We start from the raw sequence: 23,203 nt of genomic DNA, 5'->3' as shown, positions 1-23,203 counted from the left end.
AGTGATTATTTTGAATGGGCAACAAATATAGGCTTAAAATCCCTATACCAACTTTCATAAAACAAATAAGACACTCGATTAGGAGTGCCTTATTAACATGCTATAAAATTCTTCCGCTTAAAATTCTAAATCTGCTACTAAATCAAATTCGTCATAAATAGCCTTATCCTTTAAATCATCAAAAAAGCTTGTAGACCCGTAACGCACATCATACTTTGTTCTATCTACTTTTAACGAAGCCGTTGCTTTACTTCCATAGATTGAAATACTAAACTTCACAGGATGCGTTTTGCCCTTAATGGTCATATCACCTGTAACATCATAAGCGTTTTTACCTGAAGCTTTTACCTTAGTAAATACTAAAGTTGCCGTTGGATACTTTTCTACGCCAAAAAAATCATCAGACTTTAAGTGACCGTCTAATTTCCCTTTATATTCACCTTCTAAATCGGTAGCGCCTATAGTAGTCATATCAATAACAAATTCACCACCAGTTAATTTATCATTATCAAAAACTAAATGCCCTGATTTAATTTCGATAGTTCCTTCATGCGAACCCGTTACTTTGTAGCCTTTCCAAACTAATTTACTTTTATCCGTTTTAACTTCTTTTTTATCTCCAACAACCGTGGTAAAGGATAATGTAAAAAAAGCAACAAGCGCAATAACTAAGGTGTTTTTTAAATTGTTTTTCATTTTGAATTTATTTTAAATTTCTATTTTAATAATATACTACAAATATCGGTCATAACCTTTCGAATTAAAATGAAGTAGATTATAAAATAATGTTAAACTAGATTAACTTTTTAATTATCTAATAGCAGTTGTTTTTTAATCTTACTAAGAAATTCTTTAGTAATACCGAGGTAAGAAGCTACCATATATTGAGGAATACGTTGCTCAATTAAAGGGTATTGCGTTTTAAAATAAATATACCTGTCCTTTGCAGAAAGGCTAAAGTTTCTAACAATTCGTTTTTGAGATGCTGCAAACGCTTTCTCTATCACCTGCCTAAAAAAACGTTCTAGCTTGGGGATTTCTTTATAAAGTGTTTCTATAGAATCATGATGAAATATGGCTAATTCTGTAGTTTCTAAACACATGACATTAAAATCAGAAGGAGCTTGTGTGATAAAACTTCCCATATCGGCAGTCCACCAGTCCTCTATAGAAAATAAAAGAATATGCTCCTGCCCTGTTTCATCCACATGAAACATCTTTGTACAGCCCTTAAGCACGAAACATTCATACTTGCAAATATCACCTTGTTGTAAAACATATTGGCCTTTTAAATATTTTCTATATAGCACTTTTGACAACAAAAGCTGCTTTTCAGTATCTGTCAATTCAACATACTGACTAATATAATTTAATAACGGTTGTATTTTATTCTCAATCATTTGATGCATCTAATAAACGCCTATGATAATTAATCTGACCTAAATGATAAGCTAGATGATGCACCAAATGGGTTAAAAAATATTCGGTAGTCATTGGCTCTTTAAAAACTTCAATTGGATACAAACCATCTAGATCAGCACTACTCAATTGAATTAATGTTTCAGTAACCACTAAAATAGTATCATCAATTTGCTTTAAGAGTTCTCTTCTTGGCACGTCTTTTAAAGAAAACTCAAGGTTTCTCTGTCTTAAATACCCAGTATTTCCCAGTACAGCCCCTATAAAATGATTTAAATTACCAACAAGATGAAGACATAAATTACCAGCACTATTTGTAATTGATTTATCTACAATCCATAGCTTACGCTCCGTACTATAACATTCTATTTCATATTTAAGTTTAGTAAGATCTCTATTAAATATTTTAATTAGGGTATTTGTATACATCTCAAATTTTTAAATCAAATTTAGCAATAATATGATTGTATTAAATAATGATTAAAGAGTTTCTCCGGAAATTAAATGATTTAAATTTGCCACATGAACAACCCGCAGAGTTTTAAGTTTGAATTTGTCGCACTAATGGCCTCTTTAATGTCTATTGTGGCACTATCCATAGATGCCTTATTACCTGCTTTACCAGAAATTGGCAAACATTTAAACATAATAAATAGCACAGATAACCAATTACTAATCACTATGATCTTTTTAGGATTAGGTTTTGGACAATTAATATTTGGGCCACTATCAGATAGTTTTGGTAGAAAACCATTGGTGTATTGGGGGTTTATTGTTTTTATAATAGGTAGCATGATATGCATCACCACCAAAAATTTTAATATGATGATTTTGGGGCGTGTATTGCAGGGCATTGGGTTATCGTCTCCCAGAAGCTTAGCTCTTTCAATGATAAGAGACTCATACAGTGGTGACTATATGGCCAAGATTGTCTCTATAGTGGTCATGTTTTTTATTTTGGTACCAGTAATAGCACCTAGTCTAGGTCAGTTTTTAATGACCTTTTTTAATTGGCAATCTATATTTTATGTCAATCTCATTTTTGGAATAGTTATAATGCTTTGGTTTTGGCAAAGACAACCTGAAACCTTGCCTAAACCTAAGAGAATCAAATTCTCATCTCATCTGTTTATTGACGGCACCAGGGAGTTTTTTAAACATAAAGAAGCAGTAGCTTTTACTTTAGTGTCTGGTTTCATCACAGGATCATTTATGGTGTATTTAAGTACGGCACAGCAAATTTTTCAAGAACAATATCATTTGGCAGAAATGTTTCCATACATATTTGCTAGTTTGGCTATTTCAGTAGGATTAGCCACATTTATGAATAGCCGATTAGTTACAAAGTTTGGCATGTGGCGCATAGCCTATATGGCTTCTATAGCCTATGCACTTATATCCATAATTTACTGTGTTTTATACTGGTCTGGAACCAACCCGAGTATATATATTCTTTTAACTTTTTTTGCATTACAGTTTTTTGCGGTTGGTTTCCTTTTTGGAAATTTAAGAGCTATAGCCATGCAGCCATTAGGTCATATTGCTGGAATTGGTGCTGCTATTAATGGATTTATATCTACCGTAATGGCTGTACCTATTGCCAACTATATAGGTGGTTTTGTGATTGATTCTGTACTCCCCCTATTTATAGGTTTTTCTTTTTTTGGAATTCTGTCCGTTTTAGTTTTTCTAATTTTAAAACGAAAACCACAATTGGTGCCTAATTAATCCTTTCTTTGGTTTTCTCCGATACTTTCTTGAGGTAGATTTAAATTATTTTATTAGATTGTTAAAAAAATAATTTATGAATAATATGTACTATTTTTTTAACAAAAAATCTTTCTTTCTTTCTATTCTATTTTTCTTTATTCTTAGTCTTGGTCAATCTCAAACTGTTATTAATATTAACGAGCAGGATTTACGCAAAACGCCTATTGATAGCATTGATTTTGAAGCGGTAAGATTAACAGCTGTTTTAAAAAAAGCTAGTGAAGACTTATTTATGTTAGATAAGTTAATTGATAGTCATACCGACACCACAACGGTGCAAGAACTTAACCAAAGTAGAAAGGAACGTATAGACGCCTATCGCGCATTTACAAAAGATAAGCTACACCAAGACATATCTAGTTTCTCGAACAGAGAGTTAGAAAATGTAGATAGACAATGGAGCAATCAAAAAGATGATATCGAATCTATTATTGGCGATTATTTAGTCATTATTGATCGTCTGGAAGAAGAAAAAAAATCCATTCAAACCATTTCAAAATTTTGGGAAAAATATAGAGCACATAATTCAAATAGTAACGCAGAGTTAATAGAAGACCTGAATAATACAAACAAACAGATTAGCTTATTACTTCCAAAATATGAAAACAAAATTGATATTCTGGCGAAACGTGCTAATTCGCTGAATAGAATAAACATTGAAATTGATGATAAACTAGAACGAATTAACGATTATTTAAATAGTGCGAACAATTTATTTAAACAAAATATACCTCCCTATTGGAATACTTTCACAACAGCTAGTTTATCACTAACAAGCACGTCGTTTTTAGAGTCATTAAAAAACATCTATGACCACCTTAAGGAGACCGCAAGAAATTTTATCTCGACACATTTTTTAGTGGCTTGCATCTTTTTGTTTTTCTATGCACTTTGTATTCGAATAAAGAAAAGGCTTCAATTTCAAACAGATTTTATTGAAACACATAGGCTAAATCTAAATACTGTTTTTAATAGACCCTTTTTAGCAGCCTATTTTTACACCTATATTTTTGCATACTTTATCTATTTAGGCTCGGTTCCGGCTATTTTTATTGACTTTGTTTCTCTTGGTGCTGTAATTGCTTTATTCATTATATCCAAAACAGTATTTGATAAAATCATTGTTAGCTTTATAAAACATTTTATGGTGTTTTGGATTTCAATGAAAATTGTAGAAATTTTTGAAACCCCATCTTTCATTAGTAGAACCATTCTACTTCTTATTAATGCATACTTTCTTTATTGGTTATATCATTACTACAAGAAAAAACAATTACAAGGCAATGTTAAAACCACTTTTCTTGCCAAAAAATTATTAAGTTCTTATTTAATATTAGCCATTTTATTAACAGTTACAAACATTATTTGTACTGTTCTTGGTTATATGAATTTAGCCCTTTATGTGAGTGCCTTTTTGGTATCCATGACCTTATTAATTATATTCTTATACCTATGGAACCCTTTATTTAAAAGATTTATACTATTAGCTTTTGATGAAAATTATTTAAAAAGCAGACGGTTTATTAACGATAATAAAGAGGCTATTTTAAAGTCTACCTCTAAGATTATAAATCTTGGAACATACGCTATTTTCATTTATAGCTTATTGTCTATCATATCCCTTTTCAACCCCATTGTTGATTGGGTTGACACCTTCATTAATAATGAAATAACCATTGGTTCCCTTACATTTTCTTTATGGAGTATAATACTATTTGTAGTGATTATAGCGCTCTCAACCTTTTTATCAAAAGTGATACAATTGTTTTTGCAAGATGAAGTCTTGGTTAAGGCCAATTTAGAACGTGGTTTCCCTGAAACCATTTCTATGCTTGTAAAATATCTAATTGCTGGGGTTGGTTATTTCGTAGCCATTACAACTTTAGGGATTGAATTGAGTCAAATGACCATAATATTTGGTGCATTAAGTGTTGGTATTGGATTTGGACTTCAAAATATATTTAACAATTTAGTATCCGGACTCATCCTCATTTTCTCCAGACCAATACGTATTGATGATACTATTGAAATCAATGATATGGTTGGAAGAGTGAATAGCATAGGCATTCGTTCGAGTCATGTGCGCACTTTTGAAGGTGCAGAAGTTATTATTCCAAATGGTAACTTAATATCAAATGAAGTAATTAATTGGACCCTTTCTGATCAGCGAAGACGTATAGAAGTTATGATTGGTGTTGCCTATGGTAGTAATATCAAGCAAGTATCAGAATTACTTCAAGACATTTTAAATAATGACGATCAAGTGATAAATTTCCCAGAACCTCTAGTGCTATTTGATGAATTTGCCGATAGTTCTTTAAATTTTAAATTGTTATTCTGGACAGGGAATATTGGGGATTGGATGATCGTAAAAAGTAATGTTCTATTTGAAATTAATGCCGTCTTTGAAAAGGAAAATATTGAAATACCTTTTCCTCAAAGAGATATTCATATGATATCTGAGTAAAGCATTATCATACGTTTAAGGAACGCTAAACGTTGGTGTTTTTTTTGTAAAAGCTACCAAATGGAATACAAATTAATGAATTTAAAACAGCCCACATTAGCACCTTTTTCTATGTTAAAATTATGCATCAATATTTTCATAAGCCTTGCAGTATGTCAGAGTTTTGGTCAAACCCATGATTCTATTGCAAAACAACTTTCCAATGATTTAAAACCAATATTTGACAAAGGTCATATTAATGGACTTTCAGTAGCCATCGTTAATGAACAGGGAACACTATTTGAACAAGGATTAGGCTATGCCGACAAAAAAGCAGGACAGCCGTATACAGAGCATACCATTCAGAATATCGCTTCTATCTCTAAAACATTTATTGGTGTTGCACTATTGAAAGCTCAAGAAATGGGAGCGCTAAATTTGGATGACCCCATTAATAAGTATCTACCATTTAAAGTAATTAACCCTCATTTTCCTGATAAAGCCATAACGATTAAACATCTTGCTACCCACACGTCAAGCATAAAAGACCCTTCACAATATGAGGATAACGGCTATGTCTTGATGCATAAAAATAATGACAATCTAAAGGTCAGCTCTAATTTTATTTCGCCAGATAATATGATGGATTATAAAGTCTTCTTGAAAAATATTTTAGACCAAGAAGGTAACTGGTATCATAAGAAAGTTTTTCTTAAGAATGAACCAGGAGCGCTATTTGAGTATTCTAACATCGCTGCCGGACTAGCGGCTTTCGTTCTTGAAAAAGCAACAGGTCAAGCTTTTAATGCATTTACAAAAACGTATATTTTTTCACCTTTGGAAATGTCCAATTCGGGATGGTTCCGTGACGAAGTAGACAATTCCAAACATTCAAAACTTTATGCGGATATTGATACGGAATTAGCACCTTACTATTTGATAAATTATCCCGATGGTGCTTTAATTACATCAATTCATGATCTAGGAAAATTTCTTAAAGAGTTAATTTCTGGCTATAATGGCCATGGCACGCTACTAAATAAATCTAGTTATAGCGAACTATTTAAACCAAATTTAAAAGACTCAAACTACAAAAAACGAAATACAAATGTCTATAATGATGAATACAATATGGGCGTTTTTATGGGTATTTCTGCCCAAGGCCAGATAGGTCATACCGGTGGCGACCCCGGAGTAGGCACATTTATGTTTTTCAATTCCGAAACCAAAATTGGCAAAATTCTTTTCGTAAACACTGAGCTTGACAAGGCTGGTGTTAATGAGTTCATTGAAATCTGGAAAGTCTTAGAGGCCTATGAGAATAAATTATAACGCCCCCTCATAAAGATTACTGGTATCGTGAAGATATTCTAATCTCTCCTTTATCTTTTTAAATTAAAATTTCGCTTTAATGCTGTTTAGCAGCGCATAAATCAAACTATCTCAATATATGCGATTAAATCAATAGCATTAATATAGTCTATGATCCCAAATATAACGCTTCAATGACCGTCATATGATGAATTTCATGGCCTAGAATAATAAAGGCTGCAGCACGTGCTGACATACTACTAGCATTAGCACTACCAACATGTTCTAAATCAGTTCTACTAAAACTATTCAACAACACCATAGTATTTTGACGTACCACGTGATATTCCTCCAGTAAAGCCTCTATAGATTTTGAATTGGCCTGTGATGGTAAAATATAATCATCTTGCTCAAAGCCTGCCAACGGCGTATCATCATGCCTTGCAAACCTAAAACAGCGGTAAGCAAAAACACGTTCAGTATCAATGATATGTTGAAGTACTTCTTTAATAGTCCATTTACCAGGTGCATATCTATATTCGAGTTTGTCTTTAGGAATCCCGTTAAAAAATGCGATAAGCTGTTCAGCACCCAATTTATAACCCGCATTCAAATTGAGGTGTTTAGGTACTTTACTTATATAAGTTTCATAATAGTTATGGTACTCTGAGGTGTTTAAATCACTTACTGTCATAATTATATTTTTGCTTGATATGTATATAAATCATAATACCTGCCTTTTTGAGCAATAAGGGTATCATGAGTTCCCCGTTCTACAATTTTACCGGCTTCCACAACAAGAATTTGATCGGCCTTTCTAATAGTACTTAATCTATGTGCAATTACAATAGTCGTCCTATCTTTAACTAATTTATCCAGACTCTTCTGGATTAACACTTCACTTTCTGTATCTAAATTTGATGTGGCTTCATCTAAAATTATGATTTTAGGGTCAGCTAATATCGCTCTGGCAATTGCCAAACGTTGACGTTGCCCTCCAGATAACTTCACGCCGCGTTCACCAATTAGTGTTTCTAAACCATCATCAAATCGATCTGTAAACTCTGAAACGTAAGCGGCCTCTATAGCATTCTGTAATTCATCTTCGGTGGCATTTGGTCTTGGAAACATGATGTTTTCCCTTATGGTACCTTCAAATAAAAACTCATCCTGCAAAACCACTCCTAGATACTGCCTGTAACTACTCAATTTTACTTTAGATAAATCTTGATTATCAATGGTTACTTTTCCTGATTGCGGATTTAAGAACGTAGCCGATAAACCAGCGATAGTAGATTTCCCTGAGCCTGAACTGCCCACCAAAGCCGTTACAGAACCTGCCGGTGCTTTAAAATTTATATTATGAAGCACTTCTTTATCCGTTTCATAAGCAAATGTAACATCCTCAAATGCAATATCACCTTTCACATTTTTTAGCTGAATTGAGCGGGCTTCATCATCTTCTTCTGCCGACATATTCATAAGTTCTTCAGTTCTATCCAAACCTGCTAAAGCTTCGGTTAACTGACTTCCTATATTACTCATTTGTACAATGGGAGCAATCATAAAGCCCAGAATTAAGGTGAAAAACAAAAAATCTCCTGTTGTCATTTCCCCTAGAATCATATAATACCCACCAATAGCCATAATACCTGTAGTAGCAACACCAATTAAAAAGGTTGAAGAACTAGTCATTAAGGCAGTAGCTGTCAAACTCTTCTTTACATTCTGATAAAGTTTATTAACACCTTGTTCAAAAATTTGATTTTCCTGTTCTTCAGCATTAAAGGCTTTAATCACACGCACACCCGCCAAGGTCTCAGTTAATCGCCCTTTTACCTCTGCATTAATTTTTCCTCTTACCCTAAAAATTGGACGAATGTACTTAAATGCCCTAAGGGCTATATATCCAAATATAGATAAAGGAATAAACACAAAAAGTGTCATCCATGGGTTAAGTTTTATAAGAATTACCAATGAAACAATCGCCGTAAACGTACCGCCAACCAATTGAACTAAACCGGTTCCAATAAGATTCCGTACCCCTTCTACATCACTCATAATTCTAGACACTAAGGCACCTGATTTCGTATTATCGAAAAAGCTAATGGGCAATGACAATACTTTTTTCTGTACTTGGGCGCGTAATTCACTAATTAAATACTGAGCTTGCACACTTAAAATTCGTGTTAAAGAAAAGGAAGTCACCGCCTGAACTAAAATGGCCGTTAAAACTATAGCTATTAAACTGTACAACTGGGATGGATCTTTACTTGGAACAACTTCATCCAAAAGCACTTTACTTTGCCAAGGTAATATTAACCCGGCCAAACTTCTTAAAACAATTAATATTAAACCTAAAAACACCAGTTTTCGCCTAGGCCAAATAATGGTTTTAAAAGCTTGTGCCATAGTGACTTTTGAATTCGTCCTATCCTGATCCTTAGCGGTTTCTTTTAAATGTTGCATGCCTGTTAATTTGAATTTAGAAAGGTAGTGTTTTTCATAAAAATTACATTAAAAACAGATATAGCATTTGTATAATTCCTTACTTTTATACTCTGATTAAAAACAATAATTAAAACAGCGCAAACAATGAAAATAATAGGTATTGGTAAAAACTATGTGAATGATAAGTCTGAAATTGCAGCCTTAAAAACAGGACATCAGCTCATCTTTTTAAAAGCTGAAAGCACTTTAGTTACAGATAACAAAGACATCCAATTTCCATCAATTACAAATGCATTAGTATATGAGGTAGAACTGGTTGCCAAAATAGGCAAAACTGGTAAGGATATTTCAGAAAGTGACGCGGCTTCATATATTAGTGAAATAGGCATTGGTATTGATTATACAGCCAAAGATGTACTTACTAAAAGTAGAGAAACCAAAGGACCATGGGCTTTAGCAAAAGGTTTTGACGGGGCTTCACCAGTAGCTGGTTTTCAACCAGTTTCTAATTTCCCAGACCTTAACAATATCAATTTTGATTTAGATATTAATGGAGAAAAAATTCAAATAGGGAATACCTCTGACATGATTTATAACTTCAGTGAGATCATTGCTTTTGTTTCCAAATTCATGACCTTAGAGCCAGGTGATCTAATTTTTACTGGAACTCCTGCTACCGGGGCTGGATTAAATGTGAAAGGCGATCATTTACAGGCTTCAGTTGAAGGCCAATTACTTTTAGATTTTAAATTGGTTTAGTAGATGCCAAAAAAAAGGAGGTTTAATCAAAATTGTTTAAACCTCCTTTTATAAATTCTATATCATTACAAGGCTTTATCCATTATTTCCTGAACCACCTCTGGGTTTAATAATGTACTCGTATCACCTAAATTACCGGTTTCATTGCAGGCTATTTTTCTTAAAATTCGTCTCATAATTTTTCCAGAACGTGTTTTGGGTAAACCACTTGTAAACTGGATTTTATCCAGCTTCGCTATAGGCCCAATATGCTCCGTTATAATCTGATTAATCTCCTTACGTAAGTTATTTTGGTCTCTACTTTCTCCAGTATCTTTTAAGGTGACATAGCCATACAAAGCACTACCCTTANTGGTTAACTCGGCAACACCAGCTTGTAAAAACGACCCGCTAAAGTCTCCTTTTTGCAAGGCTGAAGATTTCTTTAAGAAACCATCGGTTTTATCAGAGTTTGATAAGTCGGCTGAAGAGACAATCATGTTCTCTACATTTTCAGCTAAATAAGCCAATACATTCGAAGAGGCTGCTCTAGATGCCAATCCTGCTTTATGCGCAATAGATTCAAAATCCAATTCTGGAAGTTGTCCTGATAAGAAAAAGTCCAGCTTTTCTGCTAATGCAGCATTCGCGTCTCTCCAAGCTGTAATCTGAGCTTTCTTCTCTGCTGCTTGTGCTGTTTTATTTGCTACTAAGTCTTTATAAAACGCCTGAACATCACCATAAATATCAAATGGATTTTCTAGATCTGCGCCTAAATTCAATAAAGTCTTTTCGTAATCTGCTCCTGTGGCTCCAATAGGTTGACCGTGTAATTCACAGTACCCTTCAAACATACTTCCATCGGCAGCTACACAGCCTTTACCCATTATGGTTTTACCAATAATTAATGTTGGCTTTTCTGTTTCGTTATTCGCGTCTGTTAATGCCTTTCTTATTTCATCATGATTGTGACCATCTATAGTTACAACCTTCCAACCCCATGCTTCATATTTCATGGCAGTATCCTCACTGGTTACTTCGTCTGTAGAGGTTGACAACTGAATATCGTTTGAATCAAAAAACATGATAAAGTTATTCAATCCTAAGTGCCCAGCTATTCTACCCGCACCTTGAGAAATCTCTTCTTGAATACCACCATCGGATATAAAACCATAGACCTTGTGATTCATCCAATCCCCAAAACGTGCCTGTAAAAACTTTGCAGCAATAGCAGCTCCAACACCCATAGTATGTCCTTGACCTAATGGTCCAGAGGTGTTTTCTATTCCTCTTGCTACATCTACTTCAGGATGACCAGGCGTAATGGAACCCCATTGTCTGAAATTGGCAACATCTTCCTTCCCATAGTTTCCTAAAAGGTAATACTGCGCATACATTAAAGTAGATAGGTGACCAGCATCCATAAAGAAACGATCTCTAAAGGCCCAAGTCATATCTGATGGATCATAATTAAAAAATTCTGAATAGAGAATGTGCATGAAATCTGCACCTCCCATAGGACCTCCTGGATGTCCTGATTTTGCCTTTTCTACCATAGCTACAGCTAATGCGCGTATATTATCTGCTGCCTGTAAATTAATGTTTTTGTTCATTTTTTTTAATTATGATTAATGTTTTATTGACTTTAAATAACCTATTTAAAAAAGATTGTTTTATCCTAAAAACTATATTTTTTGCAAATATATAATCTTTAACTTGTTAGGGATTACTAAATGGAAATTAATTTAATAACAGATGTTAACATCTCTGTAGTGAGACATACTATGAATTATTAGCTCTAGTTTTCAAAAGGCTTTAATCCGCTAACAGGCCTTATGATTGATGGCTCTTTTTCCGCCTAAAGAAAGGGATGCTATTGTGATTTTTTCTTAAAATTCATTTTGCTATACAGAATCTTAATAACGCATATTAATAAACAACAGATTCCGTATCCTATTAACACTTAGAATTCCTATATTTATTGTGCATTCTCAATCATTTGTAATGCTTTAACACATGGGAAACAAGAATTATAAAACATGAAATTCAACCAAACACTAATTCTATTACTTTGCTTAACGTTTTTTATTAATTGCAAAAAATCGACTGAAGCAGAAATAAAAAAAGAATCGACCATTAGTAAAGCGGAAAAACAATTTGCTTTATTAACTAAAGATGCGGAAGACCAAAACAGAATCCCCAGAACTTTAGATGCGCAGGGACAAATGCATTGGGCTCATAAAAATTTTGATTGGACCGAAGGATTCTTCCCTGGTTCTTGTTGGTATTTATTCGAGGCTACTAAAGACAAAAAATGGCAAATTGCGGCTGAGAAATTTCAAGCACTTTTTGAGGATCATAAATATCTAACTACTAATCACGATTTGGGATTTGTTTTTAACTGTTCTTATGGTAATGGCTATAGATTAACAAAAAACGAAGCCTTTAAAAAAGTAATGATTACCGCGGCTGACTCACTACTTACACGCTTTAACCCTACGGTTGGCTGTATAAAAAGCTGGGACGTCACTAACGGTTGGCAAAAAGAACGCGGCTGGGAGTACCCTGTAATCATTGACAACATGATGAATTTAGAATTACTCTTTGAAGTTTCAAAATTAACAGGTAATACAACCTATAGTGATGCCGCCAAAATGCACGCGAATACCACCCTTAAAAATCATTTCAGAGAAGACTACAGCTCTTACCACGTTATAGATTATAATCCAGAAAACGGAGCGGTTAGAAGCAAGCAAACCGCGCAAGGCTTTGCACATGAAAGTGCATGGGCAAGAGGCCAAGCTTGGGGATTATACGGCTTTACCGTTTGCTACAGATACACAAAAGATATCGCATATTTAAATCAAGCAGAGCAGATTGCTAATTTTATTATTAATTACAAAGGCACCCCAAAAGATGGCATTCCCTATTGGGATTATAACGCGCCAAATACCCCTAATGAACCGAGAGACGTCTCCGCTGCAACAATTACAGCTTCTGCCTTAATTGAATTAAATAAATACTCAAAAACCTCATATAATTCGGCCATTGACAAAATAATGAATTCGTTAGCATCAGATGTCTACACGGCTAAATTAGGAGAAAACAAACACTTCATATTGAAACATAGTGTTGGTAGCATCCCTCATGGTAATGAAATTGATGTACCCTTAAATTATGCCGACTACTATTATCTAGAAGCACTTACACGATATAAATCAATGGAACTAAATAAAAAGTAAAAATGAAATTATTTAGTTTAATTATTCTTGTTTTTGTTTTTTTTAATTGTAATGCGCAAGAAAAAACGGTGTGGGAAGATTTTGTTGCATCAAGAAAGACCAATAAAACACCCATATTACCAGACTTTTCGTATGCAGGTTATATGTATAGCGAAATACCTATCCCGCATGTGGATTACAAAGTCTTCGATGTCACACATTTTGGTGCTATCCCAAATGATTTAAATTCAGATAAAAAAGCAATTAAGGCTGCTATAAACGCGGCAACAAAAAATGGTCAAGGCATCATATTCTTTCCAAAAGGAAAGTATTATATCAATACCGGTGATGACGATAACAGTATAATTACTATTGCCTCGTCAAAAATTGTATTTCGAGGAGAAGATCAGGCGAATACTATACTCTTTTTTGATAAAGACTTACCGCCTTTAGATCCAACAAAACTGTGGACCTGTCCGTCTGCAATAAAAACAACAACATTATCAGAGGACGAATTACTAACAACTATAACGAACAATTCGAAAAGAGAGTCCCATACTATTGAAGTTGAAGATGCTTCAAAAATAAAAAAAGGCGATTGGCTTATTATTACTTTAAAGGATAACAGCCCAGAACTCATTACTCAGGATATTGGTCCACTTGTACCTGATAAAAAATGGACATCAATTCTAAATGACGGAGTTCAAATAAATGAAAGACATCAAGTGGCTTCAGTGAAGGGTAACATAATTCAATTGGTATCGCCTATTCATTATGATATTGATACTAAATACAAATGGCATGTTTATAGCTTCTCCCATATAAATCACGTAGGCTTTGAAAATATAACTTTTGAAGGGCATTGGACTAAAAAATTTGTCCACCATAAAAATGCTCAGCATGATGGTGGTTGGAGTATTTTAAGCTTAACAAAAGCGGTCAATTCTTGGATTAAGGATTGTACATTTATAAATGTAAATAATGCTGCTAGTATTTCTTCTTCTGCAGCCACAACCGCATTAAATATTAAAATAAAAGGACATATTAGTCATGCTGCAATACATGCGGCTGGAGGATCCACAAATATTTTGTTGGCAAAAATAGATGATCTAGCAGGGATGCATCATTCAACAGGCGTTGGTGGTGGCAGTACTACAGGCACAGTCATTTGGAGATCAACATACCCTGAACATACTTGTTTTGAATCGCATTCATCGCAACCGCGTTGTTCTTTATTTGATAATGTAAAAGGGGGCTTCTTTGCTGGAAGAGCAGGCGGCGCTATAAAGAACTTGCCAACCCATGGCAGATATTTAGTGCTTTGGAATTACGAGGAAACGGATGAACCTGAAACGAATTTTGATTTTATAGCCAAAGATTCTGATTATTGGAGAATTGTTCCACCAATTATTGTTGGGTTTCATGGAAGCGGTACAACCTTTAATAAAAATGAGGTTCAAATTATTGAGAGTCTTGGCAAACCAGTCAAACCAGAATCTTTATTTGAAGAACAACTTAAATTACGCCTAGGCAAATTACCAGAGTGGATCATTAATTACAATTGATTATTAAAAAATGAGTTCAAGACATATTATATTATTCGCTTTACTAATAGTTTCATTTGCCTGTAAAAATAAAAAAAAGAGTGCCACAGATAATCAGGAGGATCAAAAAAAACCAAACATTTTAATTGTATTTCCTGACCAATTGCGCCGCTATAGTGCTGGGTTTTGGTCTGAATCCCCGTATCGAGAATTGGCCCAAGGCAAAGGGGATCCAGTTATTACACCTACCATTGATAAATTGGCGAAAAACGGCATGGTATTTACACAAGCTGTGAGTAATTTCCCTTTATGCAGCCCTTACAGAGGTATGCTAATGTCTGGTATGTATCCTGAACAAAATGGGATATGGAACAATTGTAAAGTTGGTAGAAATCACAGTTTGAAAGATGACATTCCTACCATCCCTAGTTTATTCCTTCAAGCAGGATATAATACCGCTTATTTTGGCAAATGTCATTGGCAAAAACCGGAACCACTATTTGACGACAACGGAAACTACGTGGGATCAAGGGAAGATCCCGGTGGGCATTATGTAAACACATACGACACCTATATTCCTCCAGGAAAGAAACGACATGGCATTGAATACTTTTATGAATCCATTAAAGATTCTCATTTTAATCCACATATTTACTCAAACGACCCCGTAACTATTGAAGGTAAAAAAGATGGTCAATTATATTTACCAAAAATATTTTCACCTAAAAATGAATCACGAATTATTATAGATTATTTACAAAACAATAGAGGTCAAAGGGATAGCAATAAACCTTTTTGTATGATTTGGTCCATGAATCCACCACACAATCCGTGGGATGATAAAAACACGGATATGGAAACTCTAAGAAAACATTATGACATTAATAAATACCCAAAAATAGACACCCTACTCGTTCGTGAAAATGCAGATAAAGAAGTTGGCAATTATGCGAGACATTACTATGCTAATGTAACTAGTTCAGACTATTATATCGGATTAGTCCTAGATGAATTAAAAAAAATGGGGAAATTAGACAACACCATTGTTGTTTTTAGTTCAGACCACGGAGAAATGCTAGGAAGTCATGGAAAAACAGGTAAAAATGCCGTAGAACTGGAGGCTTCAGCCATTCCATTAATTGTGCATTGGCCAAAAGGTTTAGCACCAGGAACGACTAACCTCTTATTTAGTGTTGTAGATGTATTACCCACAATCATGGGGCTTGCCGGTATTGGAGATAGCATCCCAAAAGAAATTGAAGGTACTGACTTTTCCTTGGTTCTAAAAAATGAGAAAAATGACGCTTTTAAAAAACCTAAAGCAATTTTATTCATGTTGGGAAACTCGAGAGGTGTTTTTACAGACAGGTATTCCCTTTGCTTAAGAGAAAACAAAAAGCAATGGGACAAACAAGACGCTACAACAATTGCTGAAGCTTTTATTTATGACAACCTAAAAGACCCATACCAATTAAACAAAATTGATATTAATGCTATTCCAGAAGTTTCAAAAGAATTGTTGACTCAATTAAGCACTTTATTAGAACAAACAAACGACCCCTGGTTTCAAGATAAAAGATATAGTCATATTATCCCGTATGCAACAAATCATGATTAATTAATTGAGAAGGCAAATAACATCATTTAATTACTAAACTATTAAATTCTGAAGGCCTTATCCCAATAATCTTAAAACATTGTAAACAATACAGTTTTTCTAGTTCTTTTTAGGTTTCTTCTTTTTATGCAAAAGGTTTTGAATCCCTTTTTTTGGGACGATATAAGTAAAACCTTCAATTAAACCGTGAATGATATAATTAATTGGAGATCTATATATATTTCGTTGGTACGAATACGCTGCAGTACTATATTTTTTATCCCCTGGCATATTACTGGGGTGTATGGCGGCATTAGCTATGGCTGACTGAAACACCCTTCGTTTTGGCTCATTTGTATCCTCTTCTTTTAAAACCTCCAAATTTAAATCTTTGTAATCAAAAACGAGGTGATTATTAGAGTACACACTGTTTGCTTCCATATGATATTTAATCTTTTGAATATACCCTGACAACATTTCCACACCTACCAAAGGTTTTAAGGTACTATTAAAATCAGTAAATTTCATATCATCTACATCTAAATCGACTTGAAAAGTTTCATTACTATATGGCGCGTCCATTACAAGATTTAATCCTGCTTTATTCTCTAAAGTTGCTTTTATATTCGCATGCAGAGAACCCACTACTGCTTGATGATCTTCTTTATTCGTTATACCCGTTACGCTACCGTTAATATCTCCAATGGTTATGTACCCGGTTTTTAATTTTTTTAGCCCTAATTCTCCATAGGCTAAAGTTGAATTCGATATACTCAAGGAATCTAGTTTTAAATCAACAGGAATCGCGTTAATCATGCCTTGAAACATGGGCTTCGTTGTATCTGCTGGCCTTTGCAAATTCTTATTTCTTTGCAACTTAATATTAAGTCCGTCTATAGACACTGATCCGGCATCAATATCTAGTTGAGTATAAAACTCACTGGACGGCTCAAGTTGATGAATCCCAATTTCCTTGACATCAAATTCAATAACATCATTTTGAAAACCAATTTCTCGACTAACTTCGACCCAGCTTTTATTATAGCCTAACGCGACCTCTTTTAACAAAATCTCCTTGTTTTTAAGGTTATAATGAAAATGCCCCAAGTTCATAAAGGTGTAGTCATTCAATTGAAAAGACCCATCCCTAATATCTACATTTATATCGCCCATTTTAAATGGAATTAGATGGTTAAATTGCAAAGCATCAGTTTCTAATTCAGTAGCAAGAATATCGATATTTTTAACTTGTCCAATAGTATCTTGAGTCTCTGAATTTAAAAACATTACAGATCCTTTTTCCAAACTAAAACTTTTTAAATCTGCACGAGATAAAATATCTCCAAACATCGTTTGCAAACCTTTACCACCTTTGTTTTTTGTTGAATCCTTACCTATTTCAACCTTAAACACAGGTTTTACAAAAGCAATTTCTTGCATATTAAGTCGTCTACCAACCAGTAAATCAATCCAAACAAGACCGTTTAAAGTGGCATGATCTACGCGCCCAGTAACCACTGACCCCGCTTTTGCATTTAGCGGTTCTATCTTCATTTCAGTCAAAGTGACTCCAGTAAAAAAATTATCTAGATCAAAATCCTCATAAGTAATATCATAGGAACGCTCAGGGTTTTTGTTGATTTTAGATTCAAAACTTGATTCCAGCCACCACTCCAAGCCCTTAGAAATAACAAAAAATAATACAATAACAAAAACGATTCCTTTTAGGACTTTTTTCATTCTAATTCCAATATTAATTTTAAAATGTAATTGGGTTAACCTAGGATATAAGAAGGCCAACAACATGTCTCTTAAGTTAAAGATAACATTAATATCTATGGAAAACAATAAAAACCAAAAAGCCCTTAAATCGCATTAAGTTTAATAGCCTTGTTTTAAAAAACAAAAAAGTTTAGGTTTCAGCTAGATCTTTTTTTGTATTTTTAGATAGGTCATATGTAACGATACTAAAATTTTGCTTTATGAATACTAGTGATTTTTGTTTCACATATCTCTTTTTTGGTTTCCAAACCATTTTCTAACTAATTCTATAAGTCTATGAAAAAGCTATTATTATCTTTTTTAATTGTTCTATTCAGCTTACCTGCTTTTTGTCAGGAATTACTAGTCAAAAGGTATGACTCAAATTACAAGGAAATCAGTATAGATACATTTATGCTAGGAGACCGCATTATAATCGGCCATGCCAAGAAAGGAAAAAACCCACATTATTTTCAGGGAAAAATTACCGGAATATTTAAAGACAGAGGTGTCATCAGGGTCTTTGATTATGCCAGAAGTACCAGATTTATGCCCATTGCCGGAAAAAAAATTCCCATTGAAAATATTATTGCTGTAGGTAGACCTGATGAGAAAAAAATGAAAGGAAGAGAAACTAGGGCTATAGCCGCATCTGCCGGAAAATTTCTTGGTACCGTTGTAGGCGGAGATGCGGGAAATGCAATATACTGGGGCTCAACAGCAGGAAATGTAGTTTCCGATTTTGTCTCAAGAGAAAAACTTAAAACAGAAAGAATTAAGTGTGAAATTTTTGAATTCTAAAATTATGAAAAAATATATTGTTCTTTTATTATTGATTTTACCATTATTTCTTTTGAACGGCTGCAAAAAGAAAAACAAAGCGACTTCTGCCGAGAAAGTGGACGTTACCGAACACCAATGGGAAGAAAATAACATGCTTGAATTTGAAAGAAACTGTGTTGGTTTCCTTGAAAGTGAATCTGTTGTAAATGCAAAAAAATACTGTGATTGCTTGTTAAAATATTCTGTTGAGGCTTACCCAGATCCTGCTGAGGCCATGGAACTTGAACAAAACGAAATTGTGGAATTATTTGTCAATTCAAAATGCGTTGATGATTTACTTTTAATCAAGATAGAAGATCCTTGGACAAAAGAAGTTGAACAATTATTTGTTGAGAATTGTAAAACAGCTCAAAAAGATAAAGGAGTTTCTGATCATGATGCAGACAACTACTGTTCTTGTGCTTTAGGTGAGGTTAAGCAAATCGTTCCTAATCCACATCATGTAATGACATTAACAGAAGAAGAACTTGCTATGATCCTAAAAAAGTGTAACTAAAAACTCAGCACTTAGCTTGAGCATATAACGCCTATTTACTATTTAAATACGTTTCTTGTTTAAAAGTAAAAATATCAGAATGCGTTCTTGCCGCTTTTAATATGACTTCCATTTCTTTAACAACTTCAGGGTTTTCATGGGCTACGTTATTTGCCTCTTTTAGGTCTTTTGATAAATCATAAAGCTCTAATGGTGCATCGGGCTGCTCCAGAACATTATACTTTACGGCTTTCCAATCTCCTTTTCGAACGGCTTGCCTTCCTCCTTTTTCATGAAACTCCCAATATAAATATTCGTGTTTTTTTTGTGCTGCGCTTTGGTTTTGTAGGGTTGGCAAAAATGAGACACCATCAATATTAGCAGGGATTTCTGCATTTACAATATCGCTAAATGTTGGAAATACATCCCAAAACGCTGAAATATGATTGGTCTTGGAATTCGGTTTAATATTATCAGGCCAGCTTACCACCATAGGCACACGAATGCCTCCTTCATATAAGTCTCTTTTATGTCCTCTTAGATCGCCATTGCTGTTAAAAAAAACAGGATCTGCTCCGCCTTCTTGATGCGGACCATTATCTGAAGTAAAAATAATCATAGTATGTTCTGCTAAGCCCAACGCTTTAACTTTATCCATAATTTCACCAACCTGCCGGTCTAGTATAGAAATCATAGCCACAAATGTGGCATGGCTCTCTTTTTGCGATGCATAGGGTCCTGCTTTATATTTAGGACCATCATCCACACCTTTATATTCCAACTCCGGAGAATACTTACCTCTATATTGCATTAATACCTCTTCTGGTGCAGCAAGTTCTGCGTGTGGTATTATAGAAGGCACATACAAAAAGAATGGCCTGTCTTTATTTATTTCTATAAACTCCAATGTTTTTTCATGAATAAGCGCTGGAGCATAAACTTCTCTATTCATGCCTTCATTACCTTTTAAAGGAATAGAATCTTTATTAGACCATAGATGATAGGGGTAATAGTGATGCCCTAGGCGTTGACAGTTATAACCATAAAAAGTATCAAACCCTTGTTCGATAGGGTCCCCCTCTGATCCCGGAAACCCCAAACCCCATTTTCCAAAAGCACCTGTAGTATAGCCTTTGCTTTTAAACATTTCGGCTATGGTATAGGTAGAGTCCGGTATAGGGTACTGCCCCTCTGGTCTAACTTCTTTATTACCTCTCACAGCTGTATGCCCAGTATGCATTCCTGTCATTAAAGATGAACGGGAAGGCGCACAAACAGTACTACCAGAATAATGCTGTGTAAACAACATACCCTCAGCTGCCAATTTATCTATGTTAGGGGTATCAAATTTTGTTTGTCCGTAACAACTTAAATCTCCGTAGCCTAGATCATCAGCTAGGATATAAATAATATTTGGTTGGCTAGGTCTTTCAACTTTTGCCAATACTTGAGTATCTTTTGCATAATCATTTTTCCCTTTACAGGATATCAATTGTACACCTAATACCATTAGCATTAGAAAGCTTATATTCTTCATCTTTTTATTTATAAAATCTTTTATAATTATATTGAATGCTACTTCGTGTTTTTCATCACATAGAATTTCGAAGGAACCATTTTAAAGTCCATTCAATGACTCGTGATTTGATTTCTCGGTTTTCCAATAAGAGTCTACAAAGTAAGTTTTATTGCCTAAGAAGCAACATTTTTAATAAAAAAACGGAAGATTTTAAAAAATATATATTCGTTATGCTGCCTAAAATAGAAAAGACTACTTTATCAAGCCTGTTTTTCCTTTTATATAGTGCGGGCTAGAGGAGACAGGAACACCCAAATCACACGGCAATAGACTCAAAGTCATATTTGTTAAAATCGAACTAAGATGAACGTTATGACTTAACTTTTTATAGCATTTAATATACATCAATATGAAAAATAGTTTGTGGTAAACTACATACTGTTTTTCATAATTTCCTGAACCACCTCTGGGTTTAATAATGTACTCGTATCGCCTAAATTACTGGTTTCATTGCAGGCTATTTTTCTTAAAATTCGTCTCATAATTTTTCCAGAACGTGTTTTGGGTAAACCTCTTGTAAACTGGATTTTATCCAACTTCGCTATAGGTCCAATATGTTCTGTAATTATTTGATTAATCTCTTTTCTAAGGTTATCATGGTTTCTACTTTCACCTGTTTCTTTTAAGGTAACATAACCGTATAAGGCACTTCCTTTCACCTCATGTGGAAAACCTACAATAGCTGATTCGGCCACAGCAGGGTGCTCATTTATAGCATCTTCAATAGGTGCCGTTCCTAAGTTATGTCCAGATACAATAATCACATCATCTACTCTACCTGTAATTCTATAATATCCAACCTCATCGCGTAAAGCACCATCTCCAGTAAAGTATTTGTTTTCATAGGCTGAGAAATAGGTATCTTTATAACGGTTGTGATTTCCCCAAATAGTCCTTGCCATACTAGGCCATGGAAATTTAATACATAATCGTCCATCAACTTGATTCCCTTTTAATTCGATGCCATTTTCATCCATTAATGCGGGTTGTATCCCAATAAACGGCAAGGTTGCATAGGTAGGTTTTGTAGGTGTAACAAATGGAATTGGAGAAATCATAATGCCTCCAGTCTCTGTTTGCCACCAAGTATCCACAATTGGACTTTTCTTTTTACCAATATTATCATTATACCAATGCCAGGCCTCTTCATTAATAGGTTCCCCTACGGAGCCTAAAACTTTTATAGAAGATAAATCATACGCTTCTACAAGCTCCATGCCTTGCTTGGCAAGTGCCCTAATTGCCGTAGGTGCGGTATAAAACTGATTAACTTTATGCTTTTCAACAATCTCCCAAAACCGCCCATAATCAGGATAACTTGGCACACCTTCAAACATTAGTGTTGTTGCCCCATTAGCTAATGGGCCATAAACAATATAACTATGTCCTGTTATCCAACCAATATCTGCGGTACACCAATACACGTCATTTTCTCTATATTGAAATACATTTTTAAAGGTGTAGGCCGTGTGTACCATATAACCGGCTGTGGTATGAACCATACCTTTTGGCATACCTGTTGATCCTGAGGTATATAAAATAAATAGTGGATCTTCGGCTAACATGAGTTCTGCTTCACATGATTCAGACGCCTCATCTAATAAGGGTTGCAACCATTGGTCTCTTCCTGCTTTCATCTGAATATCTGAGTGAATACGTTTGGCTACCAAAACTTTTTCAATACAGCTGCAATCTTCTAAAGCATCATCTACAATACCCTTTAAATCTATAGTTTTAGCACCTCTATAAGATCCATCACTTGTAATGACCATTTTACAATCGGAATCATTAATTCGCGTGGCTAAAGCCGTTGACGAAAACCCGGCAAAAACAACCGAATGAATGGCTCCAATTCTAGCACATGCTAGCAATGAAATCGCTAATTCTGGAATCATAGGTAAATAAATACAGACCCGATCACCTTTCTTTATACCTTGAGATTTTAAAACGTTTGCAAATTTATTAACACGTTCATGAAGTTGTTTATAGGTAATGTGCTCAGCTGGATCTTCAGGGTTATTCGGTTCAAAAAGAATGGCCGTTTTATC

18 protein-coding genes are annotated in these 23,203 nt (G+C 34.4%); 9 read left to right on the top strand and 9 right to left on the bottom strand.

Annotation, left to right across the window (positions count from 1 at the left end; translation table 11 throughout):
• Positions 1 to 117 precede the first annotated feature (117 nt).
• The 3 genes from IE051_RS13005 to IE051_RS12995 form a co-directional block, all read right to left on the bottom strand.
• Positions 118 to 696 (bottom strand): YceI family protein, encoded by a 579-nt coding sequence (locus IE051_RS13005; RefSeq protein WP_189361368.1) that lies wholly within the window; start codon positions 694 to 696, stop codon positions 118 to 120.
• Positions 697 to 806: 110 nt separating this feature from the next.
• The gene (locus tag IE051_RS13000) at positions 807 to 1,400 is read right to left on the bottom strand and encodes a Crp/Fnr family transcriptional regulator (RefSeq protein ID WP_189361366.1); all 594 of its coding nucleotides are present in this window, start codon (positions 1,398 to 1,400) and stop codon (positions 807 to 809) included.
• Positions 1,393 to 1,848 carry a DinB family protein gene (locus tag IE051_RS12995; protein WP_189361364.1) on the bottom strand — a complete coding sequence of 152 codons (456 nt, stop codon included), beginning with the start codon at positions 1,846 to 1,848 and terminating at the stop codon, positions 1,393 to 1,395. Before IE051_RS12995 ends, IE051_RS13000 begins: the two co-directional genes overlap by 8 nt.
• 93 nt (positions 1,849 to 1,941) lie before the next feature.
• Between IE051_RS12995 and IE051_RS12990 the strand changes: the two genes are divergently transcribed.
• From IE051_RS12990 to IE051_RS12980, 3 genes are all read left to right on the top strand, one after another.
• Entirely contained in the window at positions 1,942 to 3,147 is a 1,206-nt protein-coding gene (locus tag IE051_RS12990; protein WP_189361362.1) for a multidrug effflux MFS transporter, read from the top strand.
• 76 nt (positions 3,148 to 3,223) lie between these two features.
• Entirely contained in the window at positions 3,224 to 5,656 is a 2,433-nt protein-coding gene (locus IE051_RS12985; protein ID WP_189361360.1) for a mechanosensitive ion channel family protein, read from the top strand.
• Positions 5,657 to 5,716: 60 nt separating this feature from the next.
• On the top strand, positions 5,717 to 6,967 hold the full coding sequence (locus IE051_RS12980; protein WP_229796807.1) for a serine hydrolase domain-containing protein: 1,251 nt from the start codon (positions 5,717 to 5,719) through the stop codon (positions 6,965 to 6,967).
• Between the two features lie 148 nt (positions 6,968 to 7,115).
• On the opposite strand, the gene IE051_RS12975 is transcribed toward IE051_RS12980, so the two are convergent.
• Complete coding sequence (locus IE051_RS12975; RefSeq protein ID WP_189361358.1) at positions 7,116 to 7,640, bottom strand: DinB family protein; 525 nt, start codon at positions 7,638 to 7,640, stop codon at positions 7,116 to 7,118.
• A gap of 2 nt (positions 7,641 to 7,642) precedes the next feature.
• A complete protein-coding gene (locus tag IE051_RS12970; RefSeq protein ID WP_189361356.1) occupies positions 7,643 to 9,415 on the bottom strand; it encodes an ABC transporter ATP-binding protein in 1,773 nt (590 codons plus the stop codon).
• Positions 9,416 to 9,541: 126 nt separating this feature from the next.
• Between IE051_RS12970 and IE051_RS12965 the strand changes: the two genes are divergently transcribed.
• Positions 9,542 to 10,156, top strand: a complete 615-nt coding sequence (locus tag IE051_RS12965; protein WP_189361354.1) for a fumarylacetoacetate hydrolase family protein — start codon at positions 9,542 to 9,544, stop codon at positions 10,154 to 10,156.
• A 65-nt stretch (positions 10,157 to 10,221) separates the two neighbouring features.
• Here the strand turns inward: IE051_RS12965 and IE051_RS12960 are convergent, their stop codons facing one another.
• On the bottom strand, positions 10,222 to 11,748 hold the full coding sequence (locus IE051_RS12960; RefSeq protein ID WP_189361352.1) for a thiamine pyrophosphate-binding protein: 1,527 nt from the start codon (positions 11,746 to 11,748) through the stop codon (positions 10,222 to 10,224).
• Positions 11,749 to 12,174: 426 nt separating this feature from the next.
• On the opposite strand from IE051_RS12960, the gene IE051_RS12955 reads away from it, so the two are divergent.
• The 3 genes from IE051_RS12955 to IE051_RS12945 are packed head-to-tail and all read left to right on the top strand — an operon-like array spanning position 12,175 to position 16,518.
• Positions 12,175 to 13,377 (top strand): glycoside hydrolase family 88 protein, encoded by a 1,203-nt coding sequence (locus tag IE051_RS12955; protein ID WP_189361350.1) that lies wholly within the window; start codon positions 12,175 to 12,177, stop codon positions 13,375 to 13,377.
• A 2-nt stretch (positions 13,378 to 13,379) separates the two neighbouring features.
• A complete protein-coding gene (locus tag IE051_RS12950) occupies positions 13,380 to 14,921 on the top strand; it encodes a DUF4955 domain-containing protein (RefSeq protein WP_189361349.1) in 1,542 nt (513 codons plus the stop codon).
• Positions 14,922 to 14,931: 10 nt separating this feature from the next.
• The gene (locus tag IE051_RS12945) at positions 14,932 to 16,518 is read left to right on the top strand and encodes a sulfatase family protein (RefSeq protein WP_189361346.1); all 1,587 of its coding nucleotides are present in this window, start codon (positions 14,932 to 14,934) and stop codon (positions 16,516 to 16,518) included.
• Between the two features lie 99 nt (positions 16,519 to 16,617).
• On the opposite strand, the gene IE051_RS12940 is transcribed toward IE051_RS12945, so the two are convergent.
• Positions 16,618 to 18,237, bottom strand: coding sequence for an AsmA family protein (locus IE051_RS12940; protein ID WP_189361344.1), 1,620 nt, complete (start codon positions 18,235 to 18,237; stop codon positions 16,618 to 16,620).
• Between the two features lie 318 nt (positions 18,238 to 18,555).
• On the opposite strand from IE051_RS12940, the gene IE051_RS12935 reads away from it, so the two are divergent.
• Together IE051_RS12935 and IE051_RS12930 are read left to right on the top strand one after the other, a co-directional pair.
• Positions 18,556 to 19,059, top strand: coding sequence for a hypothetical protein (locus IE051_RS12935; protein WP_189361343.1), 504 nt, complete (start codon positions 18,556 to 18,558; stop codon positions 19,057 to 19,059).
• A gap of 4 nt (positions 19,060 to 19,063) precedes the next feature.
• Positions 19,064 to 19,597, top strand: a complete 534-nt coding sequence (locus IE051_RS12930) for a hypothetical protein (RefSeq protein ID WP_189361341.1) — start codon at positions 19,064 to 19,066, stop codon at positions 19,595 to 19,597.
• Positions 19,598 to 19,628: 31 nt separating this feature from the next.
• Here the strand turns inward: IE051_RS12930 and IE051_RS12925 are convergent, their stop codons facing one another.
• Both IE051_RS12925 and acs read right to left on the bottom strand, forming a co-directional pair.
• A complete protein-coding gene (locus tag IE051_RS12925; RefSeq protein ID WP_189361339.1) occupies positions 19,629 to 21,113 on the bottom strand; it encodes an arylsulfatase in 1,485 nt (494 codons plus the stop codon).
• A 413-nt stretch (positions 21,114 to 21,526) separates the two neighbouring features.
• Positions 21,527 to 23,203: acetate--CoA ligase (gene acs, locus IE051_RS12920; protein WP_189361337.1), on the bottom strand; the 1,677-nt coding region annotated here is incomplete at its 5' end.

Source organism: Algibacter mikhailovii (assembly GCF_014651495.1).
GTDB classification, from domain to species: domain Bacteria; phylum Bacteroidota; class Bacteroidia; order Flavobacteriales; family Flavobacteriaceae; genus Algibacter_E; species Algibacter_E mikhailovii.
Note: the sequence above shows the minus strand (reverse complement) of the source record. Positions and strands in the feature narration are given on the sequence as shown.